The following is a 20656-nucleotide window of genomic DNA, read 5'->3' as shown; positions in this document are numbered from 1 at the left end:
CAAGCAAACTGCGATCTAAACGATATCTCAAGGATAGTCGCTGCAGAGGCTGCATATTGTCATATCAATATGGGACATATGCCTATTTGCTGGGCATAAGGCAAGTTTCTGACCTCACATCACTGTGAAGGTGAGGCTGTTCCGTGCAAGGAGCGACGCCGGTCGAGTCGCGAGAGCGTCGAGCTTCCCCAGCCCGCTGCGCGGGCCGGAGGACGATGGCCGGGCTGCGGCGCAGGGCCTTGGAGCGAGGTGATGAAGGCCCGCGCCATCTTCCCGCTGAATTCCGAAGGGAATCCGGCTAGACTCACCTCATGCATGGTCGTTTTCCGATCCTCTACATCGCCGAGGCGGACGCCGAGGAGGCGGTCCTGTCGTCGGGGGCGCTGGCCCAACTGGTCGAGGCTGTCCCCCAGGCGACCTTCACCGTCGTCGGCTCGCCGGCCAGCGCACCGCTGTTCGCCGATCTGCCGCGCCTGCAGCGACTGATCACGCTTGATCGCGACGGGCGCTGGGACTGGATCGCCCTGTGGAACCAGGTGCGCGAGACCAACTGGGGCCTGGTGGTCGACATGCGCGGCTCGACCCTGTCGGGCAAGCTGCGGCGCCAGCGGCGGGCGGTGAAGGGCAAGCCCCTGCCGGGCGTCCACCTGGTCGAACAGGCGGCGCGGACCCTGCAACTGGACGAAATTCCCGCTCCCCGCCTGTTCATCGGGCGCGATACGCAGGAGGCCGCCGACGCCCTGATCCCGCCGGGCGACGGTCCGATCCTGGCGATCGGACCGGGCGCCGACTGGATCGGCAAGCGCTGGCCGGCCGATCGCTACGCCAAGATCGCCATCTCCCTGCTGGGCGAGGGCGGGCCGCTGGCCGGCGGGCGGCTGATGATCGTGGGCGAGGAGGCGGACCGCGACGCGGCCCAGACCGTCCGCTCGGCGGTCAAGCGCGACCGGGTGATCGAACTGCAGGGACGGCTGACGCGGCTGCAGACGGCGGCCGCCCTGTCGCACGCGACCCTCTATCTGGGCGGCGACTCCCTGTGGACCCAGCTGGCCGTGGCGGCGGGCGTTCCGGCGGTGGCGGTCTTCGGCCCTTCGGATGAGACGCTGAAGCGCCCCTGGACCGGCGTCGCCGTACGCGGCCCGCGCACGCTTCAGGAATTTCAGGACCTGGACCCGCGCCTGAACCAGCACATTCAGCACATGATGGACCTGCCCTATGAGCGGGTGCTGAAGGCGACGAAAAAGCTGCTGGCGGAACGGGCGGCCTGATCGCCGCTCGGCTTGCGCCCCCGGCTGTTCGGCGCGCATAAGCGCCGAAGTTTCAGGAGATGCGCGCGATGACCCAGACCTATGACCTGATCGTTCGGGGCGGCGAGGTGGCCAACCACGCCGGGCGGGGCAAGGCCGACGTCGGCGTCATCGACGGCCGCATCGCCTTCATCGGCGACCTGAGCCAGGCCTCGGCGGGCGAGGTGTTCGACGCGACGGGCCTGACCGTCCTGCCCGGCGTCATCGACACCCAGGTCCACTTCCGCGAGCCGGGGCTGGAATGGAAGGAAGACCTGGAGACCGGCAGCCGCGCGGCGGCCCTGGGCGGCGTCGTCGCCGTGTTCGAGATGCCGAACACCAACCCCAATACGACCGATCCGACCACGCTGGAGGACAAACTGGCGCGGGCGCGCGACCGGATGTGGACCGACCACGCTTTCTACATCGGCGGCACGCATGAGAACGCCGACCATCTGGCTGAGCTGGAGCGCCTGCCGGGCTGCTGCGGGGTCAAGGTCTTCATGGGCGCCTCGACCGGCGACCTGCTGATCGCCGACGACGAAGGGGTGCGCAAGGTTCTGTCGAACGTGCGCCGCCGGGCCACCTTCCACTCCGAGGACGAATACCGCCTGGTCGAGCGCCGCAATCTGGCCCGCACCGGCGACTGGACCAGCCACCCGGAAGTCCGCGACGCCGAAAGCGCCATCATGTCCACCCGCCGTCTGGTCGGACTGGCCAAGGAGACCGGCGCCCGCATCCACGTCCTGCATGTCACGACCCGCGACGAGATGGAGTATTTGCGCTTCCACAAGGACGTCGCCACGGTCGAGATCACGCCCCAGCACCTGACGCTGGTTGCGCCGGAGGCCTATCAGCGGCTCGGCGCCTACGCCCAGATGAACCCGCCGATCCGGTCGCAGGAGCACGTCGACGCCCTGTGGCTGTGGGGGATGCAGCAGGGCGTGGCCGATGTGCTGGGCTCGGACCACGCGCCGCATACGAAGGAAGAAAAATCCAAGCCCTATCCGGCCTCGCCGTCGGGGATGCCGGGGGTGCAGACCCTGGTGCCGCTGATGCTGACGCACGTCGCGAGCGGCCGCCTGTCGCTGGAGCGCTTCATCGACCTGACCTCGGGCGGGGCGCAGCGCGTGTTCGGCACGGCTGACAAGGGCCGGATGGCCGTCAGCTATGACGCCGATCTGACCATCGTCGACCTGAAGGCGAAGAAGACCATCACCCATGACCAGCAGGCCAGCCGCTGCGGCTGGACCCCCTTCGACGGCTTCGAGGCCACCGGCTGGCCGGTGGCGACCGTCGTGCGCGGCCGCGTGGTGATGAAGGACGGCGAACTGATCGGTCAGGCCCACGGCCGCCCGGTGCGGTTCCAGGAGACGCTGGCGGGGTGAGCGCCCTCAAGCCAAAGCTCGGCCTGATCGGCTTCGGCGCCTTCGGGCGCCTGACCGCGAAGCATCTGTCGCCGGGGTTCGACATCCTCGCCCATGATCCGGCGGTCAGCGACGGCGAGGGGCTCGCCCGAATGACGAGGCTGGAGGAGGCGGCCGCCTGTCCGACGGTGGTGCTGGCCGTGCCGGTGGGCGTCCTGGCCGAGACGGTCGCGGCGATCGCGCCGCATCTGGCGCCGGGCGCGCTGGTCCTCGATGTCGGCTCGGTGAAGGTGAAGCCGGCCGAGGTGATGCTGGACGGCCTGCCCGAAGGCGTCGCCATCGTCGGCACCCACCCCCTGTTCGGTCCTCAGAGCGGCAAGGACGGCATCGCCGGTCTGAGGATCGCCGTCTGTCCGGTGCGCGGCGACAAGGCGGCGTGGCGCGTCGCCGCCTTCTGCAGGAAGGCGCTGGGGCTCAAGGTCTTCGTCGTCACGCCAGAGGATCACGACCGCGAGGCGGCGACGGTGCAGGGCCTGACCCATCTGATCGCCAAGGTGCTGCTGGCCATGGAGCCGCTGCCGACGCGGATGACCACGACCAGTTTCGAACGCGTCGTGCAGGGCGTCGACATGGTTCGCCACGACAGCGCGGCGGTGTTCCGCGCTATCGAACACGACAACCCCTTCGCCGCCGAGGTCCGCCGCCGCTTCTTCGACCTGGCCGAACAGGCGCGGGCGGAACTGGACGGGTGACCGCTTTCCTTCTCCCCATGCGGGAGAAGGTGGCAGGCGGAGCCTGACGGATGAGGGGTCTCTCCAAGGTAAGATGAAGGGCTGCGGCTGCTGTCGTGAAACTCCTCATCCGGCCCTGACGGGCCACCTTCTCCCGCAAGGGGAGAAGGGGTTTATTTCAGAATGAAATCCGCCACCGCCTCGACCACGCCGGGCGCCAACGGCAGGGCGGGGTCCATATAGGTCGCGATATTGACGGCGCGCTCGGCGGGCGCGACCTTCAGGACATGGTTCACTCCGTCCCAGATCGCCAGTTCGGCGCGCGGCTGGGCGATCTTCAGCGCCTCGGCGTCGGCGACCGTCACCTGAATGTCCGTCGTCCCCTGACCGATGAAGATCGGGCCGTCATAGGCGGCCGCCAGCTTGGCCGGGTCCAGCCTCAGCCAGGAGATGAGGTAGGGCTGGACCGAGGGCCGGAACAGCGCGGCCAGCGGCGCGGGCGGATCGGCGACCGTGCGGCCCGCTTCCAGTTCGTCGACGGCGGCATAGGCTTCAGTCTTCAACGGTTCGGGCAGGGCGTTCAGCTGTTCACGCAGCACGACGCCCGCCGGGCGACCGGCGCCGGACAGCAGCACTAGGCCGCAGACCTTGTCGCCCTCTCCGTCGGGTTTGGCGGCGACAGCGGCCAGGGCGACCAGCGCGCCCTCGCTGTGGCCGATCAGCCAGGCGCAGGGGCGGCCCGTCTTCGCCGCCGCCTCGGCCGCCCACGTGCGGGCGTCCTCGGCATAGGTTGAGAAGCGCAGGTCGGCTTCGGAGGGACCGGCGGCGGCGCTCTCGCCGATGCCGCGCTTGTCGATGCGGACAGTGGCGACGCCGCGTTCGGCCAGACCTTCGGCCAGCAGGCGATAGGTCGCGGCCTGAATGCCGAACTGCGGGCTGTTCCCGTCGCGATCCGTCGGTCCCGAGCCGGGAATGATGACGGCGGCGGCGCGCGTCTCGCCTTCGGGCGTCAGCAGGGTTCCGTGCAGGGGTGCAGGGTTGGACGGCGACTCGACCGGCGTCGAAACCGGTGAGAGGAGCAGGGCGGCGGCGAGGGTCAGCATGGTCGTCTCCGGCGTCAGATGAGCAGGGGTCAGAAGGGTTGTCGGTCCGGATCGGCGCGCCACACGCGCCAGCTCTCGAACACCGACCAGGCGGTGGCGATCAGGACGCCGATGATCAGGGCGCTGAACCCCAGAGGCTGGGGCGCGATCGGCGCGGCGACCAGTCCGGCCAGACCCAGGCCGAACATCAGCCGTCCGGCCAGGCGGTTGGAGCGTTCCCACGCCAGCTTGCTCTTGTAGTTCCACGGGGTGCGCACCCCGACGGCGACGTTGGGCCCGACGCGGCCGAGGAAGGCGCCGACCGCCAGCAACAGCAGGGCGGTCAGGGCCATGTGCGCGCCCTGGCTGGGCGGGATGGCGCTGAACAAGGGAAAGGCGATCAGGCCGATGCAGCCGGCGAAGGCCAGCAGGCTGACCAACTGAGCGCTCTTGAGGCTGCGCCGGCGCGCGGGATCGGCCTGTGCTCGCCGCGCGTAAAGGCTGCACCCGCCGACGGTCGCGGCGGCGACGACGCCGAGGCCGCCGATCATCCACGCGACCTGGCCGCGCGGGGCCCAGCCGTCGGCTTCTCCCGCCAGGTTGAAATGGATGGGGATCGGCGTCGTCGGGCCTGCGGTTCCGACCCAGATCGCCAGGGAGGCGACGGCGACGATCAGAACGATCGAGGCCAGATCCAGGGCGTCCGGTTTCACTCTAGTCATGACGGTCCTCCTCCTTTTGCTGCGCCCGTCCCGCTCAGATCCATCAGGAAGGCCAGGGCCTCCTCGACCGCCGAAATCTCCAGCCGATAACGGATCGACTGCCCTTCGCGCTCGGGGCTGACCAGACCGGCCTCCTTGAGCGCGTTGAGGTGGCCGGTGATGGTCGGCCAACTCATGTCGAAGGCGGCGGCGATGTCGCCGGACGCCAGCGGCCCCTTGCGCAGCATGGCGATGATGCGCCGCCGCACCGGATGGGACAGGGCCTTGAACAGGCTGTTCATGAGAAAATCGTACTTAGGAAATATCCTAAATACAACCCGTGTTCGGCGAGGCGTGCTGGCGTTCACGGCAGGCGCGGCCTATGGCTGAGGTCGGTTCAGAAGCTGCGAGTTGTTCTCATGGAAATCCGCGATCAGATCGTTCTCATCACCGGCGGCGCGCGCGGCGTGGGCGCGGCGGCGGCGCGGGCCTTCGCCGGGCAGGGCGCGCGGGTGGCGATCAACTGGCGCAGCAGCGGCGAACAGGCCGAGGCGCTGGCGACGGAGCTGGGCGAGCGCGCGCTCGCCGTTCAGGCCGACGTGACGGATCGTGCAGGCGTTGACGCCATGGTCGCCGGGGTCGAGGCGCATTTCGGCGGACCGGTCAGCACAGTGGTCAACAATGCGCTGGACTACAGCTTCAACGGCGACGCCCGCGCCCAGATGGCCGATATCCCGTGGGCGGACATGGAGCGTCAGTTCGCGACCGTGATCCGCGGCGCCCTGAACGTCATCCAGGCCACGGCGCCCGGCATGGGGACGCAAGGCTTCGGCCGGGTCATCAACATCGGCACCAACCTGTTCCAGAATCCGGTCGTGCCCTATCATGACTATACCGCCGCCAAGGCCGCCCTGCTCAGCCTGACGCGGACGGCGGCGGGCGACCTGGGGCCGTCGGGCATCACCGTCAACATGATCTCGGGCGGCCTGCTGCGCACCACCGACGCCAGCGCGGCGACGCCGGAAGCGGTGTTCGACCTGATCGCGAGCATGACGCCGTTGCGCTCGGTCACCACGCCGGAAGAGTTCGCCGACGCCGCCCTCTTCTTCGCCTCGCCGTGGAGCCGGGCGGTGACGGGACAGAATCTGGTGGTCGACGGCGGCCTGGTGCGGGATTAAGTCACCCCACAGCAGAGCCTCAGCCAGGACGGATATCATGAGCGGCGTCATTCTGATCACCGGAGCCACCTCGGGCATTGGCCGGGCGGCGGCGCGCCGTTTCGCCGGTGCGGGCTGGAAGGTGATCGCCACCGGCCGCCGTCAGGAACGTCTGGACGAACTGGTCGCCGAACTGGGCGCGGATCGGGTTCACGCCGCCGCCTTCGACATGCGGGACGAAGCCGCCATCGACGCGGCGCTGGATGCACTTCCCGAAGGCTTCCACAACATCGACGTGCTGATCAACAACGCCGGTCTGGCGCTGGGCACGGCGACGGCGCAGGAGGCTGATCTGGCCCAGTGGCGCCAGATGATCGACACCAACATCACCGGTCTGGTGACGCTGACCCACCGCCTGCTGCCGCGCCTGATCGCGCGCAAGGGGGCGATCCTGAACATCAGTTCGGTGGCCGCGACCTATCCGTACAAGGGCGGCAACGCCTACGGCGGGACCAAGGCCTTCGTGCGCCAGTTCTCGCTAGGCCTGCGATCGGACCTGCACGGGACGGGGGTGCGCGTCACCTCCATCGAGCCGGGCATGGCCGAGACGGAGTTCACCCTGGTCCGCACCGGCGGCGACCAGGCGGCGTCCGACGCCCTCTATGGCGGCGCTCAGCCCATGACCGGCGAGGACATCGCCGAGACCCTGTTCTGGGTCGCGACCCTGCCGGCGCACCTGAACATCAATGCGCTGGAGCTGATGCCGGTCAGCCAGTCCTTCGCCGGCTTCCAGGTGGCGCGCGCCTGACGCGACGGGGGAATGACGTCAGGCGGGTTGGGCCAGCCTGACGTCGGTCTCAGCGGCTTCGGCGGCGAGGACGGTTTTCGGCGCGATCCGCACGAAGCGGGGCGCGTACTTCGGCCAGTCCGCCAGGATGCGCCGGGCCAGGGGCGAGGCGGTGGCGCTGGCGTGGGCCTCGATCAGGGTCTTCAGCCGGGATTCGGCTTCAGCATCGATGCGGCCGATCCCGGCCAGGTCGCCGTTCAGGGCCTGGGCGGCGCGACCGTCGACATCGAGCACGAACAGTTCGCCGCCGCTCATGCCCGCGGCCATGTTCCAGCCGACCGCGCCGAGCACCACCACCCGGCCGCCGGTCATGTATTCGCAGCCGTGCGCGCCCAGGCCCTCGACCACGGCCTCGGCGCCGGAGTTACGGACGGCGAAGCGTTCGCCCGCCGCGCCCGCCACGAACAGACGGCCTGACGTTGCGCCATACAGGGTGGTGTTGCCGCAGACCTGCTGGTTCTCGCGCCACTCATGGGGGCGGACGTGGATGTCGGCGCCGGACAGGCCCTTGCCGACGTAGTCGTTGACCTCGCCGGTGACGTCGAGGATCAGCCCGCGCGCGCCAAAGGCGCCGAAGCTCTGACCGGCGATGCCTTCCAGCTTCAGCTTCAGACGGCCTTGCGGGCCCTCCGGGCCGAACTTGCGGACGATGGCCGAGGACACCCCGGCGCCGGCCGTGCGCTGGGTGTTGTTCAGCGGATAGGACAGCTCCAGCGTCTGGCCGCGCTCCAGGAAGGCGCCCGCGTCCTTCAGCACCTGGGCGTCTAGGCTCTCGGGGACGGGCTGGCGCGCCTTGTCGGCCCAGCGGCCGGGCCGGTCGACGTCGACCTTCATCAGCAGCGGATTGAGGTCCAGGTCGTCGAGGTGCGAACCGCCGCGCCGTGTCTGACGCAGCAGGTCGGTGCGGCCGACGATCTCGTCGATCGTGCGCGCGCCGATGGAGGCCAGGATCTCGCGGACCTCCTCGGCGATGAAGGTGAACAGGTTGACCACCTTCTCCGGCGTGCCGGTGAACTTGGCGCGCAGCCGCTCATCCTGCGAGCAGACGCCGACCGGGCAGGTGTTGGAGTGGCACTGGCGCACCATCAGACAGCCCATGGCGATCAGGCCCGAGGTGCCGATGCCGTATTCCTCGGCCCCCAGGAGGGCGGCCAGGACCACGTCGCGGCCGGTGCGGATGCCGCCGTCGGCGCGCAAGCTGACGGAGGAGCGCAGGTGGTTCAGGCTGAGCACCTGATGGGCTTCGGCCAGACCGATCTCCCACGGCATTCCGGCATGCTTGACCGAGGTCTGGGGCGAGGCGCCCGTGCCGCCGTTGTGGCCGGCGATCAGGATCGCGTCGGCTTTGGCCTTGGCGACCCCGGACGCAATGGCGCCGATGCCGGTGGCCGAGACCAGCTTGACCGTGACCTTGGCGTCGGGATTGATCGCCTTTAGGTCGTAGATCAGCTGGGCCAGATCCTCGATCGAATAGATGTCGTGGTGCGGCGGCGGACTGATCAGGGTCGTGCCGGGCACGGCGTGGCGCATCCGGCCGATGAACTCGGTGACCTTGAAGCCAGGCAACTGGCCGCCCTCGCCGGGCTTGGCGCCCTGGGCCACCTTGATCTCGATCTCGCGGCACTGGTTCAGATATTCGGCGGTGACGCCGAAGCGCCCCGAGGCCACCTGCTTGACCGCCGAGTTGGCGTTGTCGCCGTTGGGGCGCGGGACGTAGCGCGCCGGGTCCTCGCCGCCCTCGCCGGAGACGGCGCGCGCGCCCATCCGGTTCATGGCGATGTTCAGGGTCTCATGGGCCTCGGGCGACAGGGCGCCCAGCGACATGGCCTGGGACAGGAAGCGGCGGCGGATGTCCGAAACGCTTTCGACCTCGTGCAACTGGACCGGGGTCAGACCGTCCTTGAAGTCCAGCAGGTCGCGTAAGGAAAGATCCGGCTGCTCGCGAACGGCCTCGGAATACTGCTTGAAGCGCTTGTAGTCGCCGCGGTTCACCGCGTCCTGCAACAGGTGGATGGTCTTGGCGTCGTGGGCGTGGGCCTCGCCGCCCGCGCGGATGCGGAAGAAACCGCCCATGGACGGGGAGGGAACCGCCGCGCCGAAGGCTGCGCTGTGACGCTTCAGCGCCGCCTGCTCCAGACCGGCCAGACCGATGCCGGAGATGCGCGACGGCGCGCCGGGGAAGAACTCGGCGGCTAGGGCCCGCGACAGGCCCAGGACCTCGAATTCGCAGCCGCCGCGATAGGCGGAGATGATGCTGATGCCCTTGCGCGCCAGCACCTTCAGCAGACCGGCCTCTATGCCGTGCTTGTAGTTGAGGCAGGCGTCGTGGAGCGTCAGTCCCGGATAGGCGCCGCGATCCAGACGCTCCTGGAACAGCTCCTGCGCCAGCCACGGATTGACGGCGGTGGCCCCGACCCCGACCAGAACGGCGAAGGCGTGGGGGTCCAGGGTCTCGGCGGAGCGCACCACCAGCGAGCAATAGGTCCGCAGGCCGGCTTCGATCAGGCGGCCGTGGGTGCCGGCGGTGGCCAGGATCATGGGCGCGGCCAGACGCTCGGCCGAGGCGTGCTCGTCGGTCAGGACGATCAGGGTGGCGCCCGCGCGCGCGGCGGCCTCGGCCTCGTCGCGGATGCGGTCGAGCGCCTGACGCAGGCCGGCGCCGGGGCGGTCGCCTTCTGCCGGAACGGGATAGGTGCAGTCGATCACCGTGGTCGAGCCGTCGGCGACGACGCCCAGCAGGCGCTGGTACATGCCGGTGGTCAGGACCGGGCTGTCCAGCACGAAGACCTCGGTCTGGGCCTCGTCCTGCGCCAGGATGTTGCCCAGGTTCTTGAAGCGGGTCTTCAGGCTCATGGCCCCGGCTTCGCGCAGGGGGTCGATGGGCGGGTTGGTGACCTGGCTGAAGTTCTGGCGGAAATAGTGCGCCAGCGGGCGCGGCAGGCTGGACAGGACGGCGGGCGGGGCGTCGTCGCCCATGGACCCCACGGCCTCCTTGCCGTCGCGGACCAGGGCGTCCAGCAGCAGGTCCAGGTCCTCGCGGCTGAAACCGGCGGCGATCTGGCGACGGATCAGGGCCTCGCCGGTGGCGGCGCGCGGCTCCGGCCCGGGGCCGATGATCGGCTCCAGATCGACCATATTGTCCAGCCAGTCCGAATAGGGCTGGGCGGCGGCCAGGGCGTCGACGGCCTCATGTTCGTCGTAGAGGCGGCCGTGCTTCAGGTCGACGGCGATCAGCTTGCCGGGGCCGATATGCAGGCGGCGCCTGATGCGGCCCTCGGGCAGGGGAATCAGACCAGCCTCGGAGCCCGCCAGCAGCAGGCCGTCCACGGTCTCGACGGCGCGCAGGGGGCGCAGGCCGTTGCGGTCCTTGCCCGCCACGACCCAGCGGCCGTCGACGGCGCACAGGGCGGCGGGGCCGTCCCACGGCTCCATGACCGCATTGCAATAGGCGTAGAGGGCGCGGTGTTCAGGCTTCATCACCACGTCGTCCGAGGACCAGGCTTCGGGGACCAGCAGGGCCTTGGCCAGGGGGGCGGGGCGCCCGGCGCGGACCAGAACCTCGAAGACATTGTCCAGGGCCGCCGAGTCCGAGCCGCCCGGCTGGACCACCGGCTTGACCTCCTGGTCGCGGTCGCCGAAGGCCGAGGCCGCCATGCGGATCTCGTGGCTGCGCATCCAGTTCAGATTGCCCTGGAGGGTGTTGATCTCGCCGTTGTGGGCCAGCATGCGGAAGGGCTGGGCCAGCTTCCATTCGGGGAAGGTGTTGGTCGAGTAGCGCTGGTGGAAGACGGCGTAGCCGGCCTCGACCGTGGGGTCGTTCAGGTCATGATACAGCTGGCCCAGCAGCTCGGCGCGGACCATGCCCTTGTAGACGATGGAGCGGGCCGACAGGGAGCACAGGTAGAAGCCGTTCAGGCCCGACGACTGGACCGCCTTTTCGATGCGACGGCGGCACAGGAAGAGCTCGCGCTCCAGCTCCTCGATCTCCATGCCTTCCGGCGCGGCCAGCATGATCTGCTCGATCTCGGGTCGGGTGGCGTCGGCGCGGACGCCCACGACCGACAGGTCCATCGGCGTCTGACGCCAGCCGTAGATGTAGAAGCCCGAGCGGATGGCCTCGGCTTCGACGATGGCGCGAGCGTGGTCCTGGGCGCCCAGGTCGGTGCGCGGCAGGAAGACCTGGCCGACGGCGATGGGGCCGGGGCGCAGGGTCTGGCCGACGGCGCGCACCTGGGCCGCGAAGAAGGCCTGGGGCAGTTCGATCATGACCCCGGCGCCGTCGCCGGACAGGCCGTCGGCGTCGACCGCGCCTCGGTGGGCCACGGCCTTCAGCGACTTGATGGCCATCTCGACGATCTCGCGGCGCGGCTTGCCGTCGATGGCGCAGACCAGACCCACGCCGCAGGCGTCGCGTTCCGAGGACGGATCATAGGCGCCGGCTTCGATCAGTCGGGCGCGGTTTTCTTCGTAGTGGGCCAGCCAGTTTTGTTGCTGTGCGTCGGTCATGCGGCGGCTTCCTCGGTGCGCGCGCGCAGGTAACGGTCGATTTCGGCAGCAGCGTCCTGGCCGTCGCGCACGGCCCAGACGACGAGGGAGGCGCCGCGCACGGCGTCCCCGGCGGCGAACACGCCGGGCAGGGTGGTGGCGAAACCGCCGCGCGCCACCTGCAGGGTGTTCCATTTGGTCAGGCCGAGCCCGGCGTCGAGCTGCTCGGCGAAGGCCTCGGGCTCGAAGCCGAGGGCCTCGATCACCAGATCGGCGGGCAGATCGAAGTCGGAGCCGGCCAGGGGGGCGATGTCGCGACGGCCGCTGGGGGCGGCTTCGGTCAGGGCCATGCGGTGGGCGCGGACGGCGACGACGGCCTCCCCCTTGGACATCAGGGCCTTGGGCGCGCCCAGCCATTCGAAGCGGACGCCTTCCTCCTCGGCGTTCTGCACCTCGCGGGCGGAACCCGGCATGTTGTCGCGGTCGCGGCGATACAGGCAGACGACGCTGTTCGCGCCCTGACGGACGGCGGTGCGGACGCAGTCCATGGCCGTATCGCCGCCGCCGACGACGACGACGTCGCGACCGGCCGCGTGGGGCGCAGAGGCATCGGCGGCGTCGCCGCAGTCGACGCGGTTCTGGGCGATCAGGAAGTCGAGCGCGGCGACGGTGTCGTTCGGACCGCGACCTGGAACGCTCAGGGTGCGGGCCTGATAGACGCCCATGGCCAGAAGGACGGCGTCGTGGCGCGCGCGCAGCTCGTCCATCGTCACATCGACGCCGACATTGGTGTTCAGCGCGAACTCGACCCCGCTTTCGATCAGGCGGTCGACGCGGCGCTGGACGATGCGCTTCTCCAGCTTGAAGCCGGGGATGCCGTAGGTCAGCAGGCCGCCGGCGCGGTCGTGGCGGTCATAGACGACGACGGCATAGCCTTCGCTGCGCAGGCGATCGGCGGCGGCCAGACCGGCCGGGCCGGAGCCGACGACGGCGACGCTCTGGCCGCGTTCGGCCAGGGGACGGATGGGCTCGACCCAGCCGTTGTCGAAGGCCGCATCGGCGATCCAGGCCTCGACCGAACCGATGGTGACGCCGTCCCAGCCGGACTGCTGCAGGGTGCAGGCGCCCTCGCACAGACGGTCCTGCGGACAGATGCGGCCGCAGATTTCCGGCATGGTCGAGGTGGCCGAGGCGACGCGCCAGGCCTCGCGCAGGTCGCCGTCGGCGGACAGGGCCAGCCAGTCGGGGATGTTGTTCTGCAGCGGGCAGGCGTTCTGGCAGAAGGGCACGCCGCAGTCGGTGCAGCGCGACGCCTGGACCGTCCCGCGCTCGGCGGTCGGTTTGAGCGTGATCTCCGTGAAGGCGCGTACGCGCTGCTCGGCCGGCTGTTTCTCAAGCCGCCGCTGTTCAATCAGGAAACCGCCTGGGTTGGATCGTCCGCCTTTTTGCATCCGCTCATTAAACGGTGTGGCGAGGCGGCTGACAAAATATTTTTTCTCAATCTGGCCAAAAATGTAATCGACCGGAAGATTTTTTCTCTAGTTTGTTATTTTCTGGCAGCAATGGGCCTTTCTGTGGTGTGCGATGCAGTGGGTTTTGTGAGCGTCGCTCAGGGCGCGCAACGCGTCTCGCCGGAGCGTATCCCACGAAGCGGTCGCGAAAGTCGGGCTAGCGATAGTCCGCCGGATCGATGTTGAGGCGCTTGAACTTGCCGTAAAGCGTCTTCCTGGGCGTCGCCAGGCGGGCGATGACCTCGGAGACGTTGCCCCTGGCGGCCTGCAAGGCTTCGCGGATCAGAGCGGCCTCGAAGGCGTCCACCCGATCCGTGAGACTTTGAGGCGACGGCGTCGCGGCGGGTTCGACGTCCGGGGCGTTGACCAGGGTGCTGAGGGCGAAATTGCGCAACTCCCGCACATTGCCGGGCCAGCTATGCTCCATCAGGTGTCGGCGAATGGGGTCGGATACGGCGTAGGCGTCCATCTCCGTCCCCTGCTTTCGGTCCGCCAGGAAATGCGCGAACAGCGGAAGGATATCCTCTCGTCGTTCGCGCAGCGGGGGCATCCGCAAACGCACGACGTTCAAGCGATAGAACAGATCGGATCGGAAAGCGCCCTCTCGAGCCGCGCCTTCCAGATCCCGTTTCGAAGCGGCGATGACCCGGATATCGACAGGATAGGGCTCGCCGCCCGGCGTCAGGGTGCGTTCCTCGAGGACGCGCAACAGCTTGACCTGGACGCCGGGGCTCATGCTGTCGATCTCGTCAAGGAACAGCGTGCCCTTGTCCGCCGCCTCGATCCGGCCGACCTGGGCGGTGCGACGATAGCCGGAGCCGTCCAGCGTCTGGCCGAACAGCTCGACCTCGGCGAAGTGATCGGGGATGGCGCCGCAGTTGACCGGTATGAAGCTCTTGCCGCGTCGCTTGCTGAGGCGGTGGAGGGTCAGGGCCGCGAGCTCCTTGCCGGTGCCGGTTTCCCCTTCGACCAGAACGTCCAGATCCGATGCGGCGATGCGGGCGATGGCCTCGCGCAGGGCGACCATGGCGGCGCTTTCGCCGATCAGCAGGGCGTTGGCGTGGGCGGCGGCTTCCGTCGCCGCGCGGAGCGCGCGATGCGCCAGGGCGCGGGTCCGATAGTCCTGCGCCTGATTCACGGCGTTGATCAGCCGATCCATGGCGAAGGGTTTGGTCAGGAAATCGAAGGCGCCGTCCTGCAGCGCCTGAACCGCCATCGGAACATCGGCGTGCCCGCTGATCAGAATGACGGGAATCTGCGAATCCAGTTCGCGAATGCGTGAGAACAGCTCCAGTCCGTCCATGCCCGGCATGCGGATGTCGGACACCACCACGCCGCGGAACTGAGGCGTCAGGGCGGCCAGGGCCTGGGCGGCGTCAGGCAGGGCCTGAACGGCGATGGATTCAAGATCCAGCGCGTCGACGATCGCGCGCCGCAACTCGGCGTCATCCTCGATGAACAGAACCGAGGGGGGAGTTTCCGGAGTCGTCATGCGCGTCTCAATCGAACACGAAACGCAGCGCCGCCCAAGGGCGAGGCCGCCAGGGAAAGGGAGCCGCCGAACTCACGGGCGATGTCTCGGGCGATGCCGAGGCCGAGGCCCAATCCAGTCGGCTTGCTGGTGACGAAAGGCGTGAAGAGGGACCCCGCCAGCTCGGGAGAGACGCCTGGACCGTTGTCGGCGATGACAATGGAAACATCCTCTTCGCCGATCTCCATGACGACGGCGATGGTCGGGTCGGGCCGACCCTGCAAGGCGTCGGTCGCATTCTGGATCAGGTTAATGAAGATCTGCTCCAGCCGCATCTTGTCGGCGCAGACTCGCAGAGTCTCCACAGGCGGGGTCCAGTCCAGGCGAACGCCGGCCGTGCGTAAACGGTCGCCGATCAGCAGCAGGGCGCCGTCCAGCGCCTCGTTCAGGCTGACTTCGTCCACCAGCGGGGTCCGCTTACGTGAAAAGGAGCGCAGCTCCGTCGTGATCCGCGCGACGCGGTCGGTCAGGTCGACAATGGACGCCAGATCGTCCTGAACCTTGGCGATGCTGCCGCGCTGCAGATAGCGCGCGCCGTTTTCGGCGAAGGCGCGGATCGCGGCGATCGGCTGGTTGATCTCGTGGGCGACGCCGGCCGTGACCTGGCCGATCAGGCCGAGGCGGTTGGCCTGGGCCAGTTCTTCGCTGGCGGCGCGCCACCGACGGTCGGCCGCCAGGCGCCCTTGTGATTCCTCGCGCAGGCGGCGATTGGCGTCGCGCAACTCGCTGGTGCGCGCATCCACTTCCTCCTCCAGGGCCTGACGGGCGCGAACCTGGGCCAGGCGGCCCATGTGGATGCGCCAATAGGCGGCGAAGGCCATGACGGCGGCGGCCAGGACGGCGAAGACGACCAGGCGGGCCTGGAGGTTGGCGCTCCTGTAGGCCGGCTCCAGCGAAGCCACATGCAGCAGGGATGCGCCTTCGATGGCGGCAGCCGTTCTCGACGAACGAAAGCGGCCTTCCGCATCGGCCATGCTCAGGTCCCCGTCTCTATTCTGCATGAACCGGAGCGGCGACAGCGGCAGGGAGGCGAACTGAAGGGCGCTGCGGATGCCCTGATGATCTTCAGGCGTCAGCGGGCGTGTGGCGCGAAATCGCCAGGGGTCGTGGTCGGTGATGATGACGACGCCGCGAGGATCGACGACCAGGGTGTGCTCGGCCGTTCCGCTCCATTGCGCTTCCAGATCGGCGAAATCGATTTTGACGACGATGACGCCCAGGGTTCGAGCGCCGTCGTCGATCCTGCGGGCGATGAAGAAGCCTGGACGCCCGGTGACCGAGCCGACCGCAAAGAGTTCGGCCTCCCCATGGGCCATGGCGTTGAGGAAGTAGGGGCGATAGCTGAAATTCTGTCCGACGAAGCTGCCGGGCTCGTTCCAGTTGTTCGCCGCCAGCGTCAGGCCGTTCGGCGCGATGACATAGATGGCGGCCGCGTCGGTCCGCTCCGCCAGCAGCTCCAGCTTGCCGTTCAGGCGCGCCACGGAATCGGGACGGGCGTCGCTGAGCACGGCGTGGACGTCGGGGTATTCGCTCAGCACCAAGGGAAGGAGGCGGAACTTCTGGAGGGCGCCGGCCAGTTGGCGCGCGCGCTTGTCCGCCTGCTCGGCGGCGGCGGCGTCCGTCGCCAACCGGGCCTGGCGCGCAGCCCAGTAGGCGCCGCTCCAGACCGCCAGTCCGCAGCCCAGGATGAGGCTGACCGCCACCAGCGTCAGCATGCGGTGTCGCGGCTGCAGGGCGTTTCGCATGGAACTGTGTGGTTTGCGGGACAAAAGGCGGTCTCACATGGGCGGTTTTCGGCACGCCGGAGCGGCGCGGGATCGGGACGAGACAGGCGTTAAAATGAAGAAAAACATCGTGTTGTGAAGTTTTCGCGCGACTGCGTTGCCGCCCCGATCATCCCCATGACTATCATTCTTCATCGAGCCGTCGCAGAGCGGTTTAAGGGATTGGGGGCGCGGATATGTCAGATTTGATGAGCCGGGATCACTTCGATTGCAAGAATAGATTCTCCCGGAGTCGGTGATATGTCTTCAATGACTAACGCGCGCCGCCTCAAGAACATCATAGGCGGATCAACAGGCAATCTAGTCGAGTGGTTTGACTGGTATGCCTATGCTGCGTTCGCGCTTTATTTTGCGCCGATCTTTTTCCCGAGTGAGGATGGAACGGCCCAACTTCTAGGCGCCGCGGCCGTTTTTGCGGTCGGTTTCCTGATGCGGCCCATCGGCGCCTGGATCATGGGCGTCTACGCCGACAGACGAGGCCGCAAGGCCGGCCTGACCTTGTCGGTCACCCTGATGTGCGCCGGCTCCCTGCTGATCGGCTGCACGCCGGGGTACGCCCAGATCGGCATCGCCGCGCCGGCCCTGCTGCTGGTCGCCCGGCTGTTGCAGGGCATCAGCGTCGGCGGAGAATACGGTTCTTCGGCCACCTACCTGTCCGAGATGGCGACGGCCAAGAACCGCGGCTTCTGGTCCAGTTTCCAGTATGTGACCCTGATCTCGGGCCAGCTTCTGGCCCTGCTGTTGCTCATCGTCCTGCAGGCGACGATGACGGATGAGGCGCTGAGCGCCTGGGGCTGGCGCATTCCCTTCTTCGTCGGGGCGGGCCTGGCCGTGGTGGTGTTCTGGCTGCGCCGGGGTCTGGACGAGACCAACGCCTTTAAGGCGGAAGACACCCGCGCCGCGCCGAAATCCAGCGCCATGCTGCTGATCCTCAAGCACCCGAAGGAAGCGCTTCTGGTGATGGGGCTGACGGCCGGCGGCACGCTCGCCTTCTATACCTACACCACCTATCTGCAGAAATTCCTGGTCAACACGTCGGGCTTTTCCAAGGACGCGGCCACCCAGATCAGCGCTGCGGCCCTTCTGGTCTTCATGCTGCTGCAGCCCGTCGTCGGAGCCTTGTCGGACCGGATCGGGCGGCGTCCGGTGATGATCGCCTTCGGCGTGCTGGGCGTGCTCTTCACCGTGCCGATCATGTCGGCCCTGGCCACGGTGAACAGCGCGCCGGCGGCCTTCGCCCTGGCTCTTGCGGCCCTCGTGATCGTGTCCGGCTACACCGCCATCAACGCCGTGGTGAAGGCCGAACTGTTCCCGGCGCATGTGCGGGCCCTGGGCGTGGCCCTGCCTTACGCCATCGCCAACGCCCTGTTCGGCGGCACGGCCGAGTACGCCGCTCTGTGGTTCAAGTCACAGAATAACGAGAGCACCTACTTTTGGTACGTGACGGTCATGATCGGCATATCGCTCATCGTTTTTGTTTTCATGAGAGATACTAAACATAAGAGCATGATTACTCACGATTGAAATCAGTATTAGCGAGCGTAATCACAAAAACCCGGCTGCGCAGCGAGGGGCTGTAACGCAGGTCTGGAGTGGGAGGGACTGAGCGATGATTAGGGATTTCAGTGAAGTTGGCTTGAAAGCGGCGAGCCTGGCGTCAGCCAGTCTGCTCAGCCTGACGGCGGGGACGGCGTTCGCTCAGGAACGAGCGCAGCCTGAAGCCGCCGAGGCCGCGCGGGTGGACGACATCATCGTCACCGGCGTGCGCGGAGCGCCGCGCACGGCGATCGAGAGCCCGACGCCCATCGACGTGTTCAACGCCGAACAGTTGCAGCAGGGGGCTCAGACCGGCGTGTTCGAGTCGGTGCGTTACCTGGTGCCGTCCTTCAACCTGCCGGCGCGATCAGGCGGCGGCAGCTCCACCGTCATCGCCACCGGGGCGCTGCGAGGCCTGAACCCGGACCAGACGCTGGTGCTGGTCAATGGGAAGCGTCGTCACCGGACGGCGCTGATCAACTCGGTTTCGACGCTCTACAACGGCTCGGTCGGGGTCGACCTGAACATGATCCCGTCCAGCGCCATCGCCCGGGTCGAGGTGCTCCGCGACGGGGCGGCCGCCCAGTACGGCTCGGACGCCGTGGCGGGCGTCATCAACGTGATGCTGAACTCCAGCGCCCAGGGCGGCAGCGTCTCGGTCGCCCATGGTCGAAACTTCGACCGCAATGACGGCCGCTATGTGAACCTGGACGCCAACCTCGGTCTGGCGCTGGGCGAGGACGGCTTCCTGAACCTGTCGTACAGCTTCATGGATCGCGGCGCGTCGAACCGGGCGGAGCGCATCGCCGATTCCGTGCGCCTGTATCCGCTGTTGCCCGACGGTTCGCTCGACCCGCGCGAAGCGATCATCGACCGGATGGTGACGACCAACTACGGCACCATGCCTCAGGTCTCCAACGTCTTCGGGGCGAATGCGGCCTATACGGTCAGCAACGATCTCGAACTCTACGCCTTCGGCACCTACGGTCAGCGCAAGTCCGACCTGAGCTGGACGTGGCGGCCGCCCACCAACATCACCGTCCTGCCCGAGATCGCGCCGGACGGCCTGCGCACCCTGACCGTCATCAAGGACAAGGACTATGAGGCGGTCGTCGGCGCCCGTGGCGCTCTGGCCGGCTGGGATTGGGACCTGTCGACGGGCTACGGCTCGAACGTTTCGGACTGGGAGAACTACAGCCTGAACGCCAGCCTTGGGCCGAGCAGTCCGCGTCATTTCTACATCGGACAATTGGCGTCGGCCGAGTGGGTCAATGCGCTGGATGTGACGCGCGGCTTCACGCTCGAGAACGCCGGCGAGTTGCAGGTGTCCTTCGGCCTGCAACACCGCTGGGAGAACTACACGATCGAGCAGGGGGACGAGGCGAGCTGGATCCAGGGCGATTACGTCCGTCCGCCGGGCCAGCCGTTCGCGGGCCAGCCCCTGCCTCCCGGCACGCAGTCCACGCCGGGGTTCCGGCCTGAAGACGAGGCCGATGTCAGCCGCAACAACTACAGCGTCTATGGCGAACTGGGCTGGAATCCGACCGAGCGGTTCTATCTCGGCGGGGCCGTGCGCTACGAGAATTTCGACGATTCCGCCGGCGACACCACCATCTACAAGATCAGCAGCCGGTATGAGTTGAACGACTGGGCCGCGCTGCGGGCTTCGTTCAACACGGGCTTCCGCGCTCCCAGCCTGGCGCAGCAGGCCTATTCCGCCACCACCAGCCAGTTGCGCGACATCCGGGGCACTGGGGTGGCCGAGTCCCTGCGGTTGAAGAACTTCCAGGTCAACTCGCCGGAGGCGATCGCCCTGGGCGCCAAGCCGCTGACGCCGGAAATGTCGGAGAACCTGAGCGTGGGCTTCACCCTGACGCCCTTCTCGAACTTCGTCCTGACGTTTGACGCCTATCAGATCGACGTCGCGGATCGCATCGCCGTCACGACGACCTTCTCGCCGATCGATACGCGTCTGTCGGCGGACGGGGTGACGACCATCGGCGAACAGCTTCAGGCCATCATGGTGGCCAACGGCCTGTCGCCGGATGTCAGCGGTCAGTACTACACCAACGCCATCGACACGCGGACGCGCGGCTTCGACGTCGTCGCGACCTACAAATACGGCACGGTCGGTTTCGGCGATTTCGATTTCAGCTTCGGCTACAATCAGAACGAAACCGAGATCACCGGCATCATCGACAATCCGCCGGAGCTGGCGGCGCTGGGCGATATCGTCATCTTCGACCGCAGCAAGCAGGCGGCGCTGACGGAATCCTTGCCGAAATCCAAGATATCGCTCAACGGCGGCTGGACGCTGGATCGGCTCAGCGCCAACCTGCGTCTGACGCGGTTCGGCGAATACACCACGCGACACTCGTCCAATCCGGCATTGGACCGCGAGATCGAAGCCGCCTGGATCACCGATCTTCAGGTCAACTACGACGTGACGGACGCCGTTCGCCTGACGCTGGGCGCCAACAACATCTTCAACGTCTACCCGACCAAGATTCAGGAGCCGTCGGCCGACCTGGGCAATGGGATGTACAGCGGGCTTGCGCCGTTCGGCTTCACCGGCGGATCCTGGTTCGTACGCGCCGCCTACAAGTGGTGATCTAGGGGAACGTTCCGGAGGCGTCGC

General features: G+C 67.8%; 14 protein-coding genes. 7 read left to right on the top strand and 7 right to left on the bottom strand.

What is annotated here, in order from left to right; genetic code table 11:
* Nucleotides 1–311: 311 nt before the first annotated feature.
* The 3 genes from ACWGL1_RS01625 to ACWGL1_RS01615 all read left to right on the top strand — a co-directional run bounded on the left by ACWGL1_RS01625 (nucleotide 312) and on the right by ACWGL1_RS01615 (nucleotide 3405).
* Nucleotides 312–1268, top strand: coding sequence for a glycosyltransferase family 9 protein (locus ACWGL1_RS01625; protein ID WP_338576717.1), 957 nt, complete (start codon nucleotides 312–314; stop codon nucleotides 1266–1268).
* Nucleotides 1269–1336: 68 nt separating this feature from the next.
* Nucleotides 1337–2674: a dihydroorotase gene (locus ACWGL1_RS01620; RefSeq protein WP_452111001.1), complete on the top strand. Its 1338-nt coding sequence runs from the start codon at nucleotides 1337–1339 to the stop codon at nucleotides 2672–2674.
* Nucleotides 2671–3405 (top strand): prephenate dehydrogenase, encoded by a 735-nt coding sequence (locus ACWGL1_RS01615; protein ID WP_291777389.1) that lies wholly within the window; start codon nucleotides 2671–2673, stop codon nucleotides 3403–3405. The genes ACWGL1_RS01620 and ACWGL1_RS01615 overlap by 4 nt, the downstream gene beginning before the upstream one ends.
* A gap of 152 nt (nucleotides 3406–3557) precedes the next feature.
* Here ACWGL1_RS01615 and ACWGL1_RS01610 read toward each other — a convergent pair whose 3' ends face one another.
* From ACWGL1_RS01610 to ACWGL1_RS01600, 3 genes are read right to left on the bottom strand one after another with little or no spacing between them, the layout of a single operon-like run.
* Nucleotides 3558–4487: an alpha/beta hydrolase gene (locus tag ACWGL1_RS01610; protein ID WP_452111000.1), complete on the bottom strand. Its 930-nt coding sequence runs from the start codon at nucleotides 4485–4487 to the stop codon at nucleotides 3558–3560.
* A 29-nt stretch (nucleotides 4488–4516) separates the two neighbouring features.
* Nucleotides 4517–5188 carry an SdpI family protein gene (locus ACWGL1_RS01605; RefSeq protein ID WP_452110999.1) on the bottom strand — a complete coding sequence of 224 codons (672 nt, stop codon included), beginning with the start codon at nucleotides 5186–5188 and terminating at the stop codon, nucleotides 4517–4519.
* Nucleotides 5185–5469 carry a metalloregulator ArsR/SmtB family transcription factor gene (locus ACWGL1_RS01600; RefSeq protein WP_338576705.1) on the bottom strand — a complete coding sequence of 95 codons (285 nt, stop codon included), beginning with the start codon at nucleotides 5467–5469 and terminating at the stop codon, nucleotides 5185–5187. Before ACWGL1_RS01600 ends, ACWGL1_RS01605 begins: the two co-directional genes overlap by 4 nt.
* A gap of 117 nt (nucleotides 5470–5586) precedes the next feature.
* On the opposite strand from ACWGL1_RS01600, the gene ACWGL1_RS01595 reads away from it, so the two are divergent.
* Both ACWGL1_RS01595 and ACWGL1_RS01590 read left to right on the top strand, forming a co-directional pair.
* Nucleotides 5587–6345, top strand: coding sequence for a 3-oxoacyl-ACP reductase (locus tag ACWGL1_RS01595; RefSeq protein WP_346520066.1), 759 nt, complete (start codon nucleotides 5587–5589; stop codon nucleotides 6343–6345).
* A 37-nt stretch (nucleotides 6346–6382) separates the two neighbouring features.
* On the top strand, nucleotides 6383–7132 hold the full coding sequence (locus ACWGL1_RS01590; protein WP_452110998.1) for an SDR family NAD(P)-dependent oxidoreductase: 750 nt from the start codon (nucleotides 6383–6385) through the stop codon (nucleotides 7130–7132).
* An 18-nt stretch (nucleotides 7133–7150) separates the two neighbouring features.
* On the opposite strand, the gene gltB is transcribed toward ACWGL1_RS01590, so the two are convergent.
* The 4 genes from gltB to ACWGL1_RS01570 all read right to left on the bottom strand — a co-directional run bounded on the left by gltB (nucleotide 7151) and on the right by ACWGL1_RS01570 (nucleotide 16413).
* The gene (gene gltB / locus ACWGL1_RS01585; RefSeq protein WP_452110997.1) at nucleotides 7151–11677 is read right to left on the bottom strand and encodes a glutamate synthase large subunit; all 4527 of its coding nucleotides are present in this window, start codon (nucleotides 11675–11677) and stop codon (nucleotides 7151–7153) included.
* Entirely contained in the window at nucleotides 11674–13107 is a 1434-nt protein-coding gene (locus ACWGL1_RS01580) for an NAD(P)-dependent oxidoreductase (RefSeq protein ID WP_452110996.1), read from the bottom strand. Before ACWGL1_RS01580 ends, gltB begins: the two co-directional genes overlap by 4 nt.
* Nucleotides 13108–13324: 217 nt before the next feature.
* The gene (locus tag ACWGL1_RS01575) at nucleotides 13325–14659 is read right to left on the bottom strand and encodes a sigma-54-dependent transcriptional regulator (protein ID WP_452110995.1); all 1335 of its coding nucleotides are present in this window, start codon (nucleotides 14657–14659) and stop codon (nucleotides 13325–13327) included.
* On the bottom strand, nucleotides 14656–16413 hold the full coding sequence (locus tag ACWGL1_RS01570) for a sensor histidine kinase (RefSeq protein WP_346485984.1): 1758 nt from the start codon (nucleotides 16411–16413) through the stop codon (nucleotides 14656–14658). The genes ACWGL1_RS01575 and ACWGL1_RS01570 overlap by 4 nt, the downstream gene beginning before the upstream one ends.
* A gap of 309 nt (nucleotides 16414–16722) precedes the next feature.
* Here ACWGL1_RS01570 and ACWGL1_RS01565 point away from each other — a divergent pair, with 309 nt between their 5' ends.
* Together ACWGL1_RS01565 and ACWGL1_RS01560 are read left to right on the top strand one after the other, a co-directional pair.
* Nucleotides 16723–18006 carry an MFS transporter gene (locus tag ACWGL1_RS01565; protein WP_452110994.1) on the top strand — a complete coding sequence of 428 codons (1284 nt, stop codon included), beginning with the start codon at nucleotides 16723–16725 and terminating at the stop codon, nucleotides 18004–18006.
* A gap of 112 nt (nucleotides 18007–18118) precedes the next feature.
* Nucleotides 18119–20629, top strand: a complete 2511-nt coding sequence (locus ACWGL1_RS01560; protein ID WP_452110993.1) for a TonB-dependent receptor plug domain-containing protein — start codon at nucleotides 18119–18121, stop codon at nucleotides 20627–20629.
* Nucleotides 20630–20656: the final 27 nt, after the last annotated feature.

Source organism: Brevundimonas sp. NPDC055812 (assembly GCF_053616535.1).
This window is presented reverse-complemented; position numbering and strand designations above follow the sequence as displayed.

Excerpts from the sequence above, each read along its gene's own strand:
- ACWGL1_RS01625 (WP_338576717.1), top strand. The coding sequence starts at position 312 with ATGCATGGTCGTTTTCCGATCCTCTACATCGCCGAGGCGGACGCCGAG.
- ACWGL1_RS01620 (WP_452111001.1), top strand. The coding sequence starts at position 1,337 with ATGACCCAGACCTATGACCTGATCGTTCGGGGCGGCGAGGTGGCCAAC.
- ACWGL1_RS01610 (WP_452111000.1), bottom strand. The coding sequence starts at position 4,487 with ATGCTGACCCTCGCCGCCGCCCTGCTCCTCTCACCGGTTTCGACGCCG.
- ACWGL1_RS01605 (WP_452110999.1), bottom strand. The coding sequence starts at position 5,188 with ATGACTAGAGTGAAACCGGACGCCCTGGATCTGGCCTCGATCGTTCTG.
- ACWGL1_RS01600 (WP_338576705.1), bottom strand. The coding sequence starts at position 5,469 with ATGAACAGCCTGTTCAAGGCCCTGTCCCATCCGGTGCGGCGGCGCATC.
- ACWGL1_RS01595 (WP_346520066.1), top strand. The coding sequence starts at position 5,587 with ATGGAAATCCGCGATCAGATCGTTCTCATCACCGGCGGCGCGCGCGGC.
- ACWGL1_RS01590 (WP_452110998.1), top strand. The coding sequence starts at position 6,383 with ATGAGCGGCGTCATTCTGATCACCGGAGCCACCTCGGGCATTGGCCGG.
- gltB (WP_452110997.1), bottom strand. The coding sequence starts at position 11,677 with ATGACCGACGCACAGCAACAAAACTGGCTGGCCCACTACGAAGAAAAC.
- ACWGL1_RS01580 (WP_452110996.1), bottom strand. The coding sequence starts at position 13,107 with ATGCAAAAAGGCGGACGATCCAACCCAGGCGGTTTCCTGATTGAACAG.
- ACWGL1_RS01575 (WP_452110995.1), bottom strand. The coding sequence starts at position 14,659 with ATGACGACTCCGGAAACTCCCCCCTCGGTTCTGTTCATCGAGGATGAC.
- ACWGL1_RS01570 (WP_346485984.1), bottom strand. The coding sequence starts at position 16,413 with ATGCTGACGCTGGTGGCGGTCAGCCTCATCCTGGGCTGCGGACTGGCG.
- ACWGL1_RS01565 (WP_452110994.1), top strand. The coding sequence starts at position 16,723 with ATGTCTTCAATGACTAACGCGCGCCGCCTCAAGAACATCATAGGCGGA.